Annotated in this window: 16 protein-coding genes; 5 read left to right on the top strand and 11 right to left on the bottom strand. The window is 62.7% G+C overall.

Annotated features, from left to right (window positions below):
- Window positions 1-26 precede the first annotated feature (26 nt).
- The 6 genes from F0P96_RS16030 to F0P96_RS16005 all read right to left on the bottom strand — a co-directional run bounded on the left by F0P96_RS16030 (window position 27) and on the right by F0P96_RS16005 (window position 7,203).
- Complete coding sequence (locus F0P96_RS16030; RefSeq protein ID WP_151079937.1) at window positions 27-1,805, bottom strand: chloride channel protein; 1,779 nt, start codon at window positions 1,803-1,805, stop codon at window positions 27-29.
- A 119-nt stretch (window positions 1,806-1,924) separates the two neighbouring features.
- A complete protein-coding gene (locus F0P96_RS16025) occupies window positions 1,925-2,761 on the bottom strand; it encodes a mechanosensitive ion channel family protein (protein ID WP_151079936.1) in 837 nt (278 codons plus the stop codon).
- Between the two features lie 91 nt (window positions 2,762-2,852).
- Window positions 2,853-3,254, bottom strand: a complete 402-nt coding sequence (locus tag F0P96_RS16020) for a hypothetical protein (RefSeq protein WP_151079935.1) — start codon at window positions 3,252-3,254, stop codon at window positions 2,853-2,855.
- The gene (locus F0P96_RS16015) at window positions 3,227-3,532 is read right to left on the bottom strand and encodes a hypothetical protein (RefSeq protein ID WP_151079934.1); all 306 of its coding nucleotides are present in this window, start codon (window positions 3,530-3,532) and stop codon (window positions 3,227-3,229) included. Before F0P96_RS16015 ends, F0P96_RS16020 begins: the two co-directional genes overlap by 28 nt.
- Window positions 3,533-3,625: 93 nt before the next feature.
- On the bottom strand, window positions 3,626-4,063 hold the full coding sequence (locus F0P96_RS16010) for a nucleoside deaminase (protein WP_151079933.1): 438 nt from the start codon (window positions 4,061-4,063) through the stop codon (window positions 3,626-3,628).
- Between the two features lie 68 nt (window positions 4,064-4,131).
- A complete protein-coding gene (locus F0P96_RS16005) occupies window positions 4,132-7,203 on the bottom strand; it encodes a PD-(D/E)XK nuclease family protein (RefSeq protein WP_151079932.1) in 3,072 nt (1,023 codons plus the stop codon).
- 95 nt (window positions 7,204-7,298) lie between these two features.
- Between F0P96_RS16005 and F0P96_RS16000 the strand changes: the two genes are divergently transcribed.
- The gene (locus F0P96_RS16000; protein WP_151079931.1) at window positions 7,299-7,781 is read left to right on the top strand and encodes a hypothetical protein; all 483 of its coding nucleotides are present in this window, start codon (window positions 7,299-7,301) and stop codon (window positions 7,779-7,781) included.
- Window positions 7,782-7,821: 40 nt separating this feature from the next.
- Here the strand turns inward: F0P96_RS16000 and F0P96_RS15995 are convergent, their stop codons facing one another.
- Both F0P96_RS15995 and F0P96_RS15990 read right to left on the bottom strand, forming a co-directional pair.
- Window positions 7,822-8,127, bottom strand: a complete 306-nt coding sequence (locus F0P96_RS15995) for a hypothetical protein (protein WP_151079930.1) — start codon at window positions 8,125-8,127, stop codon at window positions 7,822-7,824.
- Between the two features lie 13 nt (window positions 8,128-8,140).
- Complete coding sequence (locus F0P96_RS15990; protein WP_151079929.1) at window positions 8,141-8,650, bottom strand: GNAT family N-acetyltransferase; 510 nt, start codon at window positions 8,648-8,650, stop codon at window positions 8,141-8,143.
- 201 nt (window positions 8,651-8,851) lie between these two features.
- Here F0P96_RS15990 and F0P96_RS15985 point away from each other — a divergent pair, with 201 nt between their 5' ends.
- Both F0P96_RS15985 and F0P96_RS15980 read left to right on the top strand, forming a co-directional pair.
- Window positions 8,852-9,379 (top strand): vitamin K epoxide reductase family protein, encoded by a 528-nt coding sequence (locus F0P96_RS15985; protein WP_151079928.1) that lies wholly within the window; start codon window positions 8,852-8,854, stop codon window positions 9,377-9,379.
- Window positions 9,380-9,548: 169 nt separating this feature from the next.
- On the top strand, window positions 9,549-10,646 hold the full coding sequence (locus tag F0P96_RS15980; protein WP_151079927.1) for a hypothetical protein: 1,098 nt from the start codon (window positions 9,549-9,551) through the stop codon (window positions 10,644-10,646).
- Window positions 10,647-10,692: 46 nt separating this feature from the next.
- Here F0P96_RS15980 and F0P96_RS15975 read toward each other — a convergent pair whose 3' ends face one another.
- The gene (locus F0P96_RS15975; RefSeq protein WP_151079926.1) at window positions 10,693-14,109 is read right to left on the bottom strand and encodes a UvrD-helicase domain-containing protein; all 3,417 of its coding nucleotides are present in this window, start codon (window positions 14,107-14,109) and stop codon (window positions 10,693-10,695) included.
- Window positions 14,110-14,223: 114 nt separating this feature from the next.
- Between F0P96_RS15975 and F0P96_RS15970 the strand changes: the two genes are divergently transcribed.
- On the top strand, window positions 14,224-15,144 hold the full coding sequence (locus F0P96_RS15970) for a hypothetical protein (RefSeq protein WP_151079925.1): 921 nt from the start codon (window positions 14,224-14,226) through the stop codon (window positions 15,142-15,144).
- Window positions 15,145-15,229: 85 nt separating this feature from the next.
- On the opposite strand, the gene F0P96_RS15965 is transcribed toward F0P96_RS15970, so the two are convergent.
- Window positions 15,230-15,676, bottom strand: coding sequence for an acyl-CoA thioesterase (locus F0P96_RS15965; RefSeq protein WP_151079924.1), 447 nt, complete (start codon window positions 15,674-15,676; stop codon window positions 15,230-15,232).
- Window positions 15,677-15,695: 19 nt separating this feature from the next.
- Window positions 15,696-16,400 (bottom strand): DNA alkylation repair protein, encoded by a 705-nt coding sequence (locus F0P96_RS15960; RefSeq protein ID WP_151079923.1) that lies wholly within the window; start codon window positions 16,398-16,400, stop codon window positions 15,696-15,698.
- A 235-nt stretch (window positions 16,401-16,635) separates the two neighbouring features.
- Between F0P96_RS15960 and F0P96_RS15955 the strand changes: the two genes are divergently transcribed.
- Window positions 16,636-16,827, top strand: a complete 192-nt coding sequence (locus F0P96_RS15955) for a cold-shock protein (RefSeq protein ID WP_151079922.1) — start codon at window positions 16,636-16,638, stop codon at window positions 16,825-16,827.
- Window positions 16,828-16,940 lie beyond the last annotated feature (113 nt).

Raw genomic sequence — 16,940 nt, 5'->3', positions numbered from 1 at the left:
GCTGCGCCGATGGGCCGTTCCTTCTATTATTCGCTTTCCCGGATAAGCTGGTGGCGGTAGTTGGCCAAAATCACCGATTTCAGCAGGAAGCCCACGTAGCGGCCGTTGTTGAGCACCGGCAGGGCCCACACGTCGAGCTGTTCCATGCAGCGCAGCGTGTCGAGCAGCGTGTCGTCGATGTTGACGGAGGCGGGGGCGTCCACCATCAGGTCGCGCACGCGGGTGGTGGCATAGCGTTCCTCGTCGAAGAGGGCGTCGCGCATGTCGTCGAGCGACACGATGCCGACGAGGGCACCGTCTTCGTCGACGACGGGAAAGAGGTTGCGGGTGGCGTGGCGGAAAATATCGACCAGTTCGCCCAAGGTGGCATCGGGGTGCACCGGCTCGAAGTCGGTTTGCACCAGGCGCGGCAGCACCAGCTGCGCCAGCAGGCCCCGGTCGCGGTCGGCGTGCACGTACACGCCGCGCTGCACCAGCTTGCGGGTATACACCGAGTAGGGCTCGAAGTACTTCGTCATCAGATACGAAATGCTGGTGACGAACATCAAGGGCACAAACAGGGCGTAGCCGCCGGTAATTTCGGCAATGAGGAAGATGGCCGTGAGCGGGGCGTGCACCACGCCGGCCAGCGTGCCGGCCATGCCCAGCACCACAAAGTGCACCTCGGGCACCACAAACAAGCCGCTCAGGTTGATGAGCCGGGCCACGAAGAAGCCCAGCAGCGCGCCCGAAAACAACGACGAGCCGAACATGCCCCCGTTGCCGCCCGCCCCAATGGTGATGCACGTGGCAAACACCTTCAGCAGCATCACGGCCCCGGCCACCAGCAGCAGCAGCCACACGTTTTCGTCGCGGTACACCGAGAAAATACTCGCGTCGGTGAGGCGGTGCGCCTCGCCGCTGAGCAGGGCTTGCACGATGTCGTAGCCTTCGCCGTAGAGCGGCGGAAAGATGAACACCAGCACCCCCAGCGCAATGCCGCCCAGCGCCACCTTGCGGAACGTACCCGGCCACCGCTCAAACCACCGGTCGGCCGCGAAATACACCCGAATCATGTACACCGACAGCAGCGCCGCGCTCAGGCCCAGCAGCAGGTAAAACGGAATGGTATCGACGGCCCAACTGGTGGTGATGAGCACGAACGGCTGCCCCGAAAACAGGAGCTTCGACACCACCGTGGCCGTGGCCGAGGAAATGAGCAGCGGGATAAAAAACGGTGCCGACAGCTCGCTCAGCACGACTTCCACGGCAAACAACACGCCCGCAATGGGCGAATTGAAGATGGCCGCTACGCCCGCCGCCGCGCCGCAGCCCAGCAGCAGGCGCCGCTCGCGCCGGCTCACGCGCAGAATGCGCGACACGTTGGAGCCAATGGCCGAGCCCGTAACCGAAATCGGGGCCTCCAAACCCGCCGAGCCGCCAAACGTGACGGTCAGCAAGGAGCTGATCATCTGGGAGTACATCTTGGAGCGCGGCACCACCGAGCCCTGCCGCGCCACCGAATAGATGATGGGCCCGATGCCGCGGGCAAGGTTGCCGCCGAGAAAATACCGCGCATACAGCACCGTAAGGCCGATACCGATGATGGGGTAGAGGAACAGCGCAAACACCCGGTTTTGCTCGGGCACCCAGCCATAGAGGGCCTGCTGACCCCAGTGCACCGCGTTTTTGAGCAGCACCGCCGCCAAGCCCGCCAAAGCCCCCACCAGCGTTGCCACCAGAATCAGGTACACCCGGTCGCTGACGTGGCGCAAGCGCCACAGCAGCAGCGGACGCAGAATCCGGTGGACGGTACTTTTGGACATCGGCAGGGCAGCAGGGATGGGCCGGGCGGGGCGCCGCAACTATCCGGCCAATCTACCCACTCGCATGTTAGCGAAAAAGGGTTGTTTTTCGGCGGGTACGCCTTGCCCGGCAAGCGGTGCTAGCTCAGCGTAGCCGGCTTGGAGTAGCCCTGGTCCAGCAGCAACTTTCGAATGCCCTGCATCAGCTCACTTTTCAGCTCTTGGGTACGGCGGCGGTAGTCTTCGGAAAAGGTCCAGAAATACACGTGCAGCGTGGCGGTGGAGCCATCGGTTTTCTCCACCACGAGGTAGGCCGTGTGCGGTTCTTCGGTTTCCACGTCGCGGAAAGAGCGCACAAAATCCAGGATGAGCTGCTGCACCCGCGTCAGGTCCCGCTCCTCGCCAATATCGATGCCCACCTGGAAATCCTGCCGGATGTGCCCGTCGCGGGTGAAGTTGATGAGCGGCTCACGCAGCACCATGGCGTTGGGCAGGTAAATGTCTTTGCCGTCGAAGGTTTTGATGAGCGTGGTCCGCAGGTTCAGCGCTTCCACGCGGCCCATCAGGTCTTTGTCCTTGATCTGCACCGTGTCGTGAATGCGGAAAGGGCGGTTGAAAGCCAGCACCACGCCGGCCAGAAAATTTTCGGCAATGTCTTTCAGGGCGAAGCCCACCACAAAAGCGGTGAGGCCGGCGCCGGCCAGCACGCCGCTCACCACGCCCGTCATGCCCAGCACCTGCATCACCAGCAAGAGGCCCAGCAGCAGCAAGGCCCACTTGCTGAAACGCGTCAAAAACACGGCCAGCAGCGGGTCGTGGGAGCGGGCCTGCAGGCGCCCGCCCAGCAAGCGGCTGACGCGGTTGGAAATGAAAATAGCAATGAACAGCAGCACCAGGGCCACGCCTAGTTTGGGCAGCAGAAACAGAAAATGCGCCCAGTAGGTATTGAGCACATCGCGCAAATCGTTGAATAACATGCGTGGAGGGATAAGTCAAGCAAAAGCCCCGCAAACCAAGGGCTGGCGGGGCTGACAACGAGCCGTGTACGACAAACCGGTCGGGTGGGGTTCAGGCTGCGGCGGGTGCGTTCATCCAGCGCCAAAAGATCAAGCCGCCTACGGTATAGGCCACTACGTCGAGCGGGTCGGCCACCATGCGCGGGTTAAAGCGGGGCATCAGGAGCTCAAACCACACGGCCGTGACCAGCCACGTAGCTACTATCCAGCTCAGGGGCAGCACGAAGGCGGGCTGCCGGAAATAGAAGCGGCGCATCACCCACAGCACCAGCGTAAGCTCCAGGGGCAGGTCGAGCACGTCGGCCAAGTGCGAGTTGATAAAGCGCGGCAGCGGCGGCCACGGCGCCCAGTAGCGGTTCACGCACGCAAACAGGTAGAGCAGCGCGCCGATGATGAACAGCGGCTGGCGCAGCTCGGCAAAGCGGCCTAGCCGGCCAGCACCGTCACGACCCATATGATGAACGCCACGAGGGAGGCAAACGCCAGCTGCCCGCCCCGGATGATGTACTTGAAAAACCGCAGCACGGCACCGTCGGTGGGCTTGATATCGATGAGCATCACCGGCGGCATTTCCCACTTCCAGGCCTGCTCCATTTCGGCGGCTTTCTGCGGGCCTTTCGGGTCGAGCAGCTCGTGGCAGTGCGTGCATCGGTCGTCGGGCCGGTGCTGGTGGTCCGACCACTGGCCGCAGTGCGGGCAGCGTTTGGAGGCCGAAAGCGGGACAGCGTTCATGCCCGCAAAGGTACAATGCAGACCGCGGGCGGCGGCTCACATATTGGGGTGAACCACCGCCCGCGGCGCGGGAAAAACCTTGCTGGCCGCAGGCTATTCTTCCATGATGTCCTCGTTCCAGAGCGCGGGCTCGGCAGCAATGAATTCTTCCATCATCTGCACGCACTCCGGCAAATCGAGGTCGATGACCTCCACGCCGTGGCTTTCCATGAACTCCCGGGCTCCGTCGAAGGTGCGCGACTCGCCCACCACCACCTTCGGAATCTTGAACTGCACGATGGTGCCGGCGCACATAAAGCACGGCATCAGGGTGCTGTAGATGACGGTGTTGCGGTAGCCTTCGGCTTGGCGGCCGGCGTTGTTGAGGCAGTCCATTTCGCCGTGCAGGATGGGGTTGAGCTCCTGCACGCGCTTGTTGTGACCTTTGGCCACGAGTTGGCCGTTGCGCACAAGCACCGAGCCGATAGGTATACCGCCCTGCGACCGGCCCAAGCGGGCTTCGTCGATGGCGGCTTGCATGAATTCGTCCATGAGGGGAAGGGGAAATGTGGAATGCGGAAGGTAGAAAGGGATTCGCCTGAATCAATGCGTCGGCTGGCTTACCGCGCGCAAATGCCTTTGTAGGGGCACCACTGGCACACGTTCAGGTCGTCGGTTTTGCGGATGGGCTCCTTGGGGTCGAGCATGCGGTCGACGAAGCGGGTGAGGACCTCGCGGCTGGCTTGCTCAAACGACAACTCGCCGGCGGTCAGGAACGAAAGGTCGGCTTCGAGCGGCGAAGGGTCGGGGCTGCGCAGGGGCACAATGGCCGCATCGGCGGCCGCGAAGCCGCGCTGGGCCAGCATCAGCCGGTAGAGCCAAAGCTGCCGCACTTTATCGGCCCCGCCGCCGGCTTCCGACACGAGGCGCTCGAAGGCTTCTTCGGGCGTGCGTTTGCTGCGGCTGCCGCCCATCAGGTTGAGCGAGGCGCCGTGCACCGAGCCGGTTTTGTAGTCGATGATGCGGCGGCGGCCGTCGGGCAGCTCGTCTACGCGGTCGGCAAACCCGATGAGGTGCACCGCCACCCGTTCGCCGTCGGCCGTTTCCACCGTCACGTCGCCCACCAGGCCTTCTTCCAAGCCAACCACCTTCAGGGGGCCGTCGGTTTCAATCTGCTGGATGAGGGAATCCAGGTAGCGCTGCACCAAGTGGCGGCCCACGCCCCGCAGCACGTGGTTCAGGCCTTCGTCGGGCAGCTGCTGACGCGGGGTGTCGGTTTCTTCGCCGTCATCGAGGGCGAGGCCGCGCTCCAGCAGCTCGGGCACCAAGGCCTTGAAACCGAGCACGTCGTCGGCCGTGATGGAGCGTTTTTCGGCCACGAAGGGCTGCATGAGGTGTTCCAGCACGTAGTGCACGGCCGTGCCGAACACGTCGGCGCCGAGGTCTTCCTCTACGCCGTCCTGCTCCTTGAACTTGGCAATGCGCGAGAAGTAAAACTGCAGCGAGCAGGTCAGAAACTGGTTCAGGCCCGAGGCCGACAAGCCGCGCTCCAGCACGCCCCGGATGGCGCCGCGCATTTCGGCGTCCTTTTCCAGCACCAGGTCGCCTTCATACTTCTGCGTTGCCAGTGGCGAGGTGCCCGTTGCCAGATTATGCTGGCCATCAGCAACGGGCAACTGGGAACTGGCAACCGGCAACTGCGTAGTGGCCACCAGATCGAGCACTTCCAAGTGGGGGTTCTGCACCGCCAAATCATTCTCGATTTGCAGCAGAAAGCGGCTCCGCTCGCCAGTACGCACGCCTTCGGCGCCGGGCAGAATGTGAATCAGATCGACGCGGCGGGCGCGCTGCAACAAGCGCCAGAACTGGTGCGAGGTAGCGGCTTCGTGGTCGGCGTAGGTGGGCAGGCCGTAGCGCGTGAGCACGTCGTAGGGAAACAACGAGCTGTTGCGCTTGGGCGCGGGCAGGATGTTCTCGTTGCAGCTCAGGATGATGATGTGGTCGAAGTCCAGCGCGCGGGTTTCGAGCAAGCCCATGATTTGCACCTGCGCAATCGGTTCGCCCGAAAACGGCAGGCGCGTGCGGCCCATCTGGTCGTAGAGGAACCGGCGGAACGAACGCACCGAGGGGCGGTGCTCCCGGCAGTCGAAGGCCGAATCGAGCTGGCGCACCAGGGTGTAGAACAGGTACAGGTACTCGGCTTCGATGGCCGTATGCTCCTGCCGGTACACGTTGCGCAGCAGCTCAATCACTTCGTAGCAGGCCCGCACCACGTCGTCGCAGTTGCGCCAGGGTCGGAACAGGGCTTCCACCAGCGGATGGTGCCGACCCAGCTCGCGCAGCTCGGTTTCGGAGAGCAGCACGGCGTTGCGCTGCACAATCTGGCGGCAGATGTCGTCGAGCACGCCGTGAAACTGCGCCTGCTCGGGCTGCTGGTCGAGCCAGCTTTCGTAGCGGCGCAGGAAGGGGTGCGCCAGCAGCTTCGTGACGGTGAGGTGGTGGTAGCGGCGCACGCCGAAATCGGAGCCGGTTTCGCCTTCGCGCACGCCCGTCAGGTGCACCTCAAACAGCAAGTCGATGAGGTTGAACAGGGGTGTGCTGCGGAAGCTGAGGCCCATCGTCACGTTGAACTGCGGCACCTGCTCGGGCGGCAAGCCGTGGAGCACCGGCAGCAGCAGGGTTTCGTCGGGCAGTACCACGGCCACCGACGCGCCGGGGTTGCGTTGCAGGCTCTCTACCACGAGCTGCCCGGCCACTTTGCCCTGCATCGAGTTGTTGGCCACGCCTACCTGCCGCACTGTGCGCGGGAGGGTGCGCAGCAAATCTTCGGCACCGGTGTCAGCAAAGCCAAAGGCCGTGGGCGGCAAATCGAGCGACTCGGCAAGGCGGCGGAAGGGCAGGCCAGCGCGGTTGGGTGAGTCGCCGTCGAGGTAAAACCGGTCGGTGTCGAAGCGAATTTCGGCCTTTCGCTCCTTTTGCAGCAGTTTCAGCAGGCGCCGCTCGGCTTTAGATAGGATGCCAAGCCCAAGGAACACGTGCTGCGGTACCTGCTCGGGGGCGTCGCGCAGGCGCTTTTGCATGGCATCGACGGCGAGGCGGTAGGCCAAGCCGGGGTAGGCGAGGGCGTCGGCCTTGAGGCGGCGGCGCAGGCGGGTGTATACGTTGCCGAGGTCGTCCCAGAACCGGAACCACGCCGATACGCTGGGAGTAGGCGGCTGATCTGTCAGGTCCCAGCGTTCCAGGGCCTTGGCTTCGGAGAGGTACTCGAAAAGGGAGGCGGGGTCGGCCAAGTTTTGGTCGAGGGCCGAAAAGTCGTTGAGCAGCAGCGCCGACCAGCCGGTGAAGAGGTCGAAATCGAGCTTGGGGTCCAGCTCACGCAGGATGTCGAAGAGTAGCAGCTGCAGGGCAATGGGCTCTTCCACCTGCACGCCGGCCAGCTCCACCATATAGTCTTCCATGGCCGCCACGCGCGGGCTCCACACGGCCTCGCCTAGCGGCGCGGCCAAGGCCAGCTCGTTTTTCAGGTACACCACGGCGCGCCGCGTGGGCACCACCACCACCAGATCCGACAGCTCGGAGCCGGAAAAGCGGCGCAGCAAATCCTGCGCGGCCTGACGCAGAAAGGGTTGCAGAGCGGTGGTTTCGACGTCGGAAGAAACGGCGGTAGCGGCGGGGGAAGCGTGGGGCGTCATGTTGGGTAAAGATAGATCGAGTGCGTCAGAAGCCTTATTAAAACTCAACCCTTATTATTGGCTGTAATCAATCAGAAAAGCCAAAGACTTTCTAGATGCGACTGTATATACCACGCCATCATAAGAACCAGCACCATATACTGAATTATGTATGGAGAGAAACCAAACGAGGCAATAATGGACAATTAGATTGGCCAACTTTTACCCGCTTATCAAAGGAGCTTAGACTTACGCCAAGAGAAGTGGAAAGAGGTGTTTATGCGCTGGTTGACAAGAAATATATCAATGTTAGCAAGGCTAATGGCCGAGAAGATGTCGTAACTACTTCTCCTGCTGCAGAAGTGCCTGTTATGATAGAGCAGATTCTTGATGATGGTTGGGAGTTAGCAAAAACTAATATGCTCAAGTGGTTGCAAGTCTGGAGTATTCTTGTCGCAACACTGATCAGTTTGACCTCATTCGCAATGAATATTTGGACTACATCAGCTAACTCAAAGGCAATAGAAGAGCTCAAATTAGAAATAGTGAGGTTGAGGCAGGAAAAGGCCCAAACTTCGAGAAGCACTCCTGATAAATAGTAAGGCCCTCTTACGGATTACAGAGCACTATATCACGAATTCATACCCCATAAATTCCCGCCCACTCCTCCGAAAGCCAGATTTCCGTGCCGGTCGGCAGTTCCGGCACAGCGTCCGATTCGAGCAGGAGCACATACTCGGGCCGTTCGCCATCGAGGCCGCGCTGCAGCTCTTCCACCGACGCCGGCACCGTGAGCGGACCCTCGGCCAGGCGCACTTCCACCTCCAGATTGGCGTGCAGCGGAAAGCGGCGCAGTCCAGCTTCGTGCGGGCTCGACATCACCAGCAAGCCCAGGCCCGGCAGGTGCAGCGTGGTTTCGACGACGAGCAGCAATTGATGAGGCATGCGCGGGGGCAGGTTAAGCGGGGTTGTCGGCGGTGTAGAAGCGCACGTCGGCGCCGTAGAAGTGGGCCATGTGCTGGTAGCGCAGGCCGCATTTTTCCAGCACGTGCTGCGAGGCGAGGTTGTCGGGCGCGGTGATGCCCACAATCTGCTGCAGGCCCAACTCCTGAAAGCCGTACTCCACCAAAGCCCGCCCCATTTCGGTGGCGTAGCCGCGGCCCCAGTAGGCGGGCAGCAGCCGGTAGCCCAGCTCAATGTGGCCGCTGGCTTCCAGGGGCTTGAGCAGGTGAATGCCCACCACGGCGCCGGTTGCTTTTTCGACGGTAAACCAGCGGCCCAGGCCCGGCCAGCGGGCGTAATCGGCTGCCATGTTGGCCAGAAATTCGCGCACCAGTTCGGGGCTGCGCGGCGGGCCGATGTGGCGCATTACCTCGGCGTCGGTGTTGAGCAGGTAATACAGGTCGTAGTCGGCCGCGGTGATGGGGCGCAGGGCGAGGCGGGCGGTTTCGGGCAGCTTGTGGGGCATGGCCGGCAAAGCTACGCCGCCGCCGCGCAGCCGGGCAACGGTTCTGGGCTCAAACAGCAACTGAAAGCATAGCAGACTGGGACTAAAGTATTCGGCTGGCGGCGGCGTTGCGGTGGCTTCAACCTAAGCGCCGAAGCTGCGTAACTCCTTCGCCGCTATGCGTCCCGATTTCTGGTTTTCAGCCCCTCCAACCCGTTTGCTATGAACCCGCATACCCTCAGCCACGAGCTGCGCAACGCGCAAACCCCCGACCTGAAACGCCGCCGCTGGATCATCGGCCTCTCGCTGCTGGGCGTGGCCCTGGGCCAGATTGTGACGCTCTACCAAACCGGCATCATCAAGCACCTGCCCGACCCGCCCCTGGACGTGTTCGACTCCGACAAAGTGGACGCCTCCGACTACGCCTACAAGCGCCTCGACCTGCCCGATGCGGCCGGCATGGTCATCACCTACGGCCTGACAACGGCGCTGGCCTCGGCCGGCGGCAAGGGCCGGGCCCTCAACCAGCCGTGGCTACCTCTGCTGATGGGCGCCAAAATTGCGGGCGACGTGCTGACCAACCTCACCTTGGCCCGCGAGGAATGGCAGGAAAACAAAGCCCTCTGCTTCTATTGCCAGACGGCTTCGGTGGTGTCGCTGGCGTCGTTGGTGCTGGCCATGCCGGAAGTGGCGCGGGCCGTGCGCAACCTGCAGGTTGGCACCGGGCCGAATAGCGTGGCCCAGGTGTAACATCTGCCGGTTTTTTGAATCTTGCGGCTTCGGTACTGGCTCCCATGCGCAGGCCGAAGCCGCTATGCGTATTGCTCGTTTTGGAATTTTAGCTTTGGTGCTAATAGGGTGCGAAACTCGTTCTGCCGATACGAAAGAGTTACCCAGTGTCCCGCCATCAGCTAAGCCATTGCCGGTTGCGTCGAGTACAGCCCCGATAAATGGCCCGCTCTACCTGCCGCTAATCAGCCACGATACCGTAGAAACGCCGCAGTTTCAGCCAGTGGATATAGCCGGTGTCGCGTATCAACTCTACACCAGCGCCAGCCCCGACCGCAACCGGCCCTTGCAGAAGATTTACCGGCAACGGACGAACAGTATCGATTCTACGGGCGCGGACATCCGGGTAACCAGCATCGATACGGCCCGCGGCTTCGATGTAATTTATCGTTTTCGGCTGCGCGATGCGGCCGGTAAGCCGGTGTTCAGCCAAACGCTGCGCAAAACCAAAGAACTTGCGGCAGCTATGGGCGAGGATTTTGTTATCGACACCGACCCCTTCCGCCCGCAATACCTGGGCTATCTACCCGCTTTCGGCAGCCTCGCGTTCTTGGTTGGCTTCGGGCCCGACGGCAGCGACGTGGGCGGCGACTTGCTGGTGTTGCTCGATGCTAAAACCGGCCGCCTGCGGCACGCGGGCGTAAATCAGTGGTTTCTGGGCGCCTCTAATGGAGGGCAGCCCTTGCTGTCCGCCGACGGCCAAGCCTTGCTGACAAGCTACGAATTGCTGCGCGCCGATGGCCGGATTATCAACTTCAAGCGTCCCAACACGTCGGTGGGCGCCACCACCTGGCTAAGCAACCATGCCATGCTGGTGGCTTATGCGCCCGATACCGATTCACTGGGTCATGATCTGCCGATGCGCCAGCCCAACAACGTGGTGCAGGACCGGGAAGGGAAGGTGCTGGCGCAGTTCTCTTTGAACGCCATTGACAACTACGGTTTGGGTTACGACCTGCACCATTATTACCTCCCGGCAACTCGTACGCACTACTTCTTCGATGACGAAGGCAAGAAGCTGGGCCTGATTTCGCGGGCTGCGCCAAGCAAGCCGCAAATTGTGCCGTTGCGCAGCCTGCGCCGTTTCAACTCGCCGCAACGCCCCGGTGAAGTGCGTTTCCAGATGAAAACCGAGCTTGGTGCTAAGCTGACCTTGCTAGCCGACACCGTAAGCGGCGCCCTGCGGTATTATTTGTCGGAGCCGAAGGAAAGGCCCGAGCTGCCGTAGCCGATACCCGAAAGCAGCCGCAACAACTTTCGGAAAGGCAAGCGCATCAGCACGCAAACGCCACCACTTCCTCCGTTTCGAAGTAGTAAATAACCCCTTGCACATCGGTGTAGCCCAGGCGGCGGAACAGCTGCCCGTAGCGCTGCAGCATCTCCCGGTGCCGGGGCTCGGGCGGCGGCACCCGGAAATCAATCAATGTAACGCGACCGGGCGCCGGGCCGGCGTTGGGCTCGAACACGATGCGGTCGGGCTTGTAGTCCTCGCGCGGGTGCCCGCCCACGAGGATTTCGCGCTCGGTTTCGGCGGCCACCTGCGGGCTGAAGAAGTGGGCCATGTGCGGGTGCTGCACCACGCGGCGCAGGCGCTCCAGCAGTTCCGGCTGCTCGCGCCGGCTCACCAAGCCCTCGGCCGTGAGCTGGCCGGCCACGCGCACCGCATCGTGGGCCACCAGCACCCGGCGCAGGGCAAAGTGCAGCTTGCGGTTCCAGTCGCGCTGCTGCTCCTGCTCCGAGAAGTCGAACACGGTGGTGGCGTGGCGCCGCAGCCGCAGGCGCTGCTCCCAGTCGGCCGTGGCCAGGTTGTTTAGTGGAAAGCTATTCGCTATGGGCTGTTGGCTATTAGCTTGTTGCGGCGGGGCGCCTGGGCTGAGCACGTAGGTCAGCTGCTCGTCGCTCCACTGGCCGAGGTCGGAGAGGTAGCGGTGCAGCAGCTGAGCCACGTTGGCAGCGGGCGCCGAGTCGTCTTTCTTGCTGGCCGCGCCCTCGGGGCGGCGCGAGAGGATGTAGAGGCGGTGGCGCGGGCGCGTGAAGGCTACGTATAGCAGGTTCAGAGCTTCTACGAAGGTTTTTTCGCGCTCGGCGCGGTACTGCTCGGTCAGGGCGGTGTGGTAAAGGGCCTCGCGCTGCGACACCACCGCCACGGGCGGCATGTCGGCCACGGGGCGGTCTTCCTCGTCGGGCAGGCGGCCCCAGAGGTATTCGCCGCGGCGCGGCTCCAGGCTCCAGTCAGCAAAGGGCACGATGACCACGCCGTAGGCCAACCCCTTGGCCTTGTGCACGGTGGTGATGGTAATGGCGTCGCGGCCGGCGGGGGCGTTGATGCTCAGGTTGCTCTTGCGCTGGTCCCAGTAGGTGAGGAAGTTGCCCAGGTTGTTGCCGAAGCGCAGGGAGTATTCCAGCGTCAGATCGAGGAAGCGGAACAGGTACTCGCTTTCCTCGCGGCGGTGCAGCAGGCCAAACAAACCCATCAGCTTCTCGCTCAACTCGTAAAGGTCGAGGTTGCCGGTCTGGCGTTCCTGCACGTCGTAGCCCAGGCGGCGCAACTCGTCGAAGAAGGGGAGGGCGCGCTCTTCCTTGGCAATGGCGGCAATGCGGCGGGCGCGGGTGGGCGTGGGCGGCACGCCGCGCACCACTTTGTCCACGAGCAGCAGCGCCTCCACGCGGGCCAGCGAATCGGTGGGCTGGTGCAGCACGCGCAGAATGGCTACCAGCAGGTTCACCACTTCAGCAAACTCCAACGAGAGCGAGTCGGCCGAAATGATGTCGTAGCCGCGCTCCTTCAGAAACTTGGCCACGCGCCGCGACTGGTCGCGGCGGCGGCAGAGCACGGCCACGTCCTGGGGCCGAAAGCCGTCGGCCAGGGCCTGCTCGATGAAGGCCAGCGTGAGGTAGAGCGTGCTTTCCTCGTAAGGCAGCGCGTCGGTGGCGAGGTGGCCGGGCAGCGGCTCGTCGGCGTAGCGGCCTTCGGCCGGGTGGTAGAGGCGGGCGGGCGCGTCGGGCTGGGTGAAGAGCAGCTCCACGTGGCTCGGCGGCGCATCGGCAGCTCCGTCGGGCGAGCTTTGGCCGAACTCCGCGTCGTAAATAGCCTGCACCAGCGGTAGCTGCGGGTGGCCCTGGCTGACGTGGGCGAAGAAGTCGTTGTTGAACTGAATGATTTGCGGCCCCGAGCGGAAGTTGGTTTGCAGCGACGCCGGCTCCAGCGCCCCGGCCAAACCCATATAGCGCGCCGCCAGAATGTCGCGGGTTTCTTCGTCCTGCGCCCGGTCAATCAGCGGCTGTGGCTCGCCTCGGTAAAGGCGCAGAATCTGTTCCATGTCGCCGCCGCGCCAGCGGTAAATGGCCTGTTTGGCGTCGCCCACGGCCAGGGAGAGGTTGCCGCCGGCCACGGCGTTTTCCACGAGCGGCAGCAGGTTGTTCCACTGCAGCTCCGAAGTGTCCTGAAACTCGTCGATGAGCAAATGCTGGTACCGCTCGCCCAGCCGCTCGTAGAGAAACGGCACCGGCTCGCGCAGCACAATCTGGGCCAGCCGGCGGTTGAACTCGCCAATGAGCACCACGTTGCGCTCCTGGCTCACCTGCTGCACAGCCTTGCTCAGCTCGCTCAGCAGCGACACGTGAAATAAGTGCGGCAGCAGCCCTTCCATCAGCAAATACTGGCTCAGAAAGCGCAGCCGCACCAGCGTCAGCTCCTCAAAGGCCTCCTGCAGAATAGGCGCTACGGCCTCTACCCGGCTTTTGTGCGGCTCTTTTTTGCCCGTGGTGCTGGCCCATACGCCGCTTTCGGCTACTTTGGCGGCCGTGGCGGTGGGGGTGTCGCCGGCTTCCAGCCAGCGGTGCCAGTTCTTGAAGTGCGTGTACACGCCCCGCTCGCCGCCGGCCAGCAAATCGGGCGTCACGCCGTGGGTTTCGAGGGCTTCGAGGGCGCGGTCGGCAATGCCTTTCACCAGCGCGTCCAGCTCTTCGCGCTTCTGCTTGAGGGTGCGGTGCAGCGTGCGAAACTCCTTCAGCTCCATCTGCTGCAGCTGCGCCACGGCCTCGTGCACCGATTCGTTCAGCAGAAACTTGCCGAAGCGCATCAGCTCGTCGGGCAGCGTGTTCCAGCTGCGGCCTTCCTCGGCCTTGCTCAGGGCGTAGTCCTGCAGGGTGCGGGTGAGCAGCTGGTGCTCCTCGCCGCGGTTCACCTTGTCGAGCAGCAGCGCCACGGCCGCGTGCAGCACCGATTCGTCGTCGAGCTCCACCTCAAAGGCGGCCGGTAGGCCCAGCTCCCGCGTGAAAGCCTGCACCACGCGCTGCACAAACGAGTCGATGGTGCTGACGGCGAAATCGGCGTAGTGGTAGAGCACCAGCCGAAACGTGCGGCTGGCGCGGGTGCGCAGCAGCCCCTGGCGCTGCTCGGGCGTGTCGAGCACGCGCGGCAGCAGGCCGTCGGCGGCCATTTCCTCGGCCAGCTCGGCCAGCAGGGCATCGGCTTTAGGGTCGGTGCCGGGGTGGGCAAACCCGCGCAGCGCACCCACAATGCGCTCCTTCATTTCGGCCGCAGCGGCGTTGGTGAAGGTAATGGCCAGCACGGTTTTGTAGTAACCGGGGTCGTCGGCGCCCAGGGCCAGCCGCAGGTATTCTTTGGTCAGTTGATAGGTTTTGCCGGAGCCGGCGGAAGCGGAATAAATGCGGAAGGTATCGGGCATGTAGGGAGCAGAAAGCGGGAAATAAAGGTAGTGAGGATGCTCGTGAAACCCGGGCAAAATCGGGGCAGTAAAAAGAACCCTCGTTTCTTTTTCTCACCCTCATTTCCCACAACCATGGCCGACACCCGCAATAACTACCGCAACGAAGACCGCGACGACCGCGGCCGTTTCCAGTCCTCCGACGACAACCGCAGCCGCAACCAGTACGCCAATGACGAGGACGCCCGCCGCGGCCGCAACCAATACAGCAGCCGCTACCGCAACGACCAAGACGACGACCGTCGCAGCGGCGGCTACGGTTCCGGCGGCGGTTACGGCATGTCGGGCGCAGACGCTGGCTATGGCACGCGTGGCGGCTATTCCGGCGGCTACGGCAGCAGCTACGGCGACGACGACTACGGCTACGGCCGCGCCTACGGCTCCTACAGCAGCGAATACGACACCCGTTTTGACGACCAAGAAGAACGCCGGAACCAGTACCGCAGCGGTTACGGCAACTCCGACCGATACGCGGACCGCGACGACGACCGGCGCGGCGGCAACTATGGTGGCTACAATTCTTCGTCGGATTACGGCCCGGCTTATGAACGCGAACATCCGGGTGCCGGCATGGGCCGCGGCTACCGCTCCGACCTCTACGAAGGTGGGAACCAGGGCCGCCGTTCCGACAACGACGACCGGAACGACAATCAGCGCGGCCGTAGCCAATACACCAGCGGCTACGGCAACCAAGGCAGCCGCCGTTTCGAGGAAGACGACCGGCGCAGTGGCCGCAGAGGCTCATCCGACTACGGCCCGGCTTACGAGCGGGAGCATCCCGGCGCCGGCATGGGCCGCGGCTACCGAAGCGACTTGTACGAAGGCCGCAACGGCAACCAAAACCGCCGCAACGAGGACGACGATGACCGGCGCGGCCGCAACCAGTATTCCACCGACCGCCGCCGCGATGATGACGACCGTGGCAACCGGGGCGGCCACGGTGGCTACTTCGGCGACCCCGAAGGCCACGCCCGCAACGCACGCGGTGGCCGGTAGAACCAGGCTTTGGCTTCAATGTCGACAAAAAAAGCGGCCCGTAGCGTATGCTGCGGGCCGTTTTGCTTGGCTATTCCATCATCTGTCAGGAATGCTTCGGCAGCGGCGCGCGCAGCCGCTGCATCACGGCTTCTTCCACGCGTTTGGGCCGCTGCGTGTGCGGGTCCAGCAGCACCCACTGCGACTCTGCCTCGCACAGCACCACCCCATCGGCTACTCGTTCGATGCGCGTGAAGCGCTGCGACTGGGCGCCGCGGTAGTCGCCCACCCAGGTGTAAGCCCGCAATTCGTCGCCCTCAAAAGCAGGCCGCAGATAGCGCACGTGGTGTTCCCGCACAATCCAGATGTATTGGTCGTGCTCGGCCTCCGGAATGGCGGTCAGCCAATGCGCGGCAGCTGTTTCCTGCACCCAGCGCACGTACACCACGTTATTGGCATGGTTGAGCTCGTCGATGTCAGCGGCCTCCACCCGAAACGTGCGCTCAAACCGAAACAGTGGACTGTTCGCGTCGGTGGGTAGTGGCGTTGGCATGGTGCTCTTCTGGCGGAAGTTAAACGGCGGCTGTTTTGGCCTTGCGTGCCCACACCTTGGCCAGATACGGGCGAATCTCAAATGTCTGGCAAGCCGTGTCGCCGTGGTCGATGGTAACCGGCCCGATGCGGTCGGCCGCCGATTCCACGCGCCGCCGCAGGGCCTCGTTGCGGCTCCCAATGCCGATCAGGCAGTTGTTCATGGCTTCTTTGGCCCGGTTGGGCGCTTGTTGCAGCGTCATTTCAAGTTGCCGCACATAGGGCTCAAAATACGTATCGGGCTGGGCCGTGTCCTGCAGCGCCAGGCGGTTGAGCAGGGCGTAGCCAATGCGCTGGCGCAGCTCGTCGCCGGTCGAAATCCAGTTTTGCATCAACTCGTCGGCAAACGGGGCTGTTGCCACCAGCGCGGCAAAGGCATCGGCCAGCATGTGGCAGCGAATACCGGCTGCCCAGTTTTCCGCCTCGGTAGGGGTGAGTTGGGCTGCGTCGGCAATCATCGTGGCCAAGAGCTGCGCGTCGAAATTCTGGGTGTTCCACAGTTGCTGGGCCACTGCATGGGCGTGGGCCTTGTCTTTGCCACGGCCAACAAACTGCTTTTTCAACTGCCCAAGCTGCGCGAAGCTCACGCCAAACACATCGGCGCCGGCGCCGTGGCGCTGGTATGTCTTGCGGGTTTGCTCGGTACCTGCGGTTTGCAGCTGGGCGAAGGTTTGCTCGAAAGTCATGAAGCGGGAAAGGGAAGGAAAGAAGGATTAGTGGCCCTGGGAAGCGGGAAGAGCGAATCCAGCGGCTAAAGTATTCGAATGATAATGTATTCGACCGGCGGATTTCTCAAAATTAGTTCTACCTTTATAGCGTTTAAGGAAAGTAGCAACCGTGCCACTACCGCTTATTCTCGTGCAGAATTTAACGTAGGGTCCTGTCGCAGTTTGCTTAAATAGTTTTTTCAATACCATCATCATGCAGACAGGAACTGTAAAATTCTTCAACGAAACCAAAGGCTTTGGTTTCATCAAAAACGACGAGACTGGCGAAGACATCTTCGTTCACGTAACCGGCCTCATCGACGAAATCCGTGACAACGACAAGGTTCAGTTCGAAGTGTCGGAAGGACGCAAGGGCTTGAACGCCGTAAAAGTACGCCGCGCCTAGTTCGCGAAGTATTTTCTTAATAGAAAGCCCGCCAATTGGCGGGCTTTCTTGTTTTTATGCATTTTGGAGCGCCCGAAAGGGGAGGGCTAGAAGTGCAAATTCCCGTCGGTGCA

The sequence above is a fragment of the Hymenobacter busanensis genome (assembly GCF_008727865.1).
Taxonomy (GTDB): Bacteria; Bacteroidota; Bacteroidia; order Cytophagales; family Hymenobacteraceae; genus Solirubrum; species Solirubrum busanense.
Note: the sequence above shows the minus strand (reverse complement) of the source record. Positions and strands in the feature narration are given on the sequence as shown.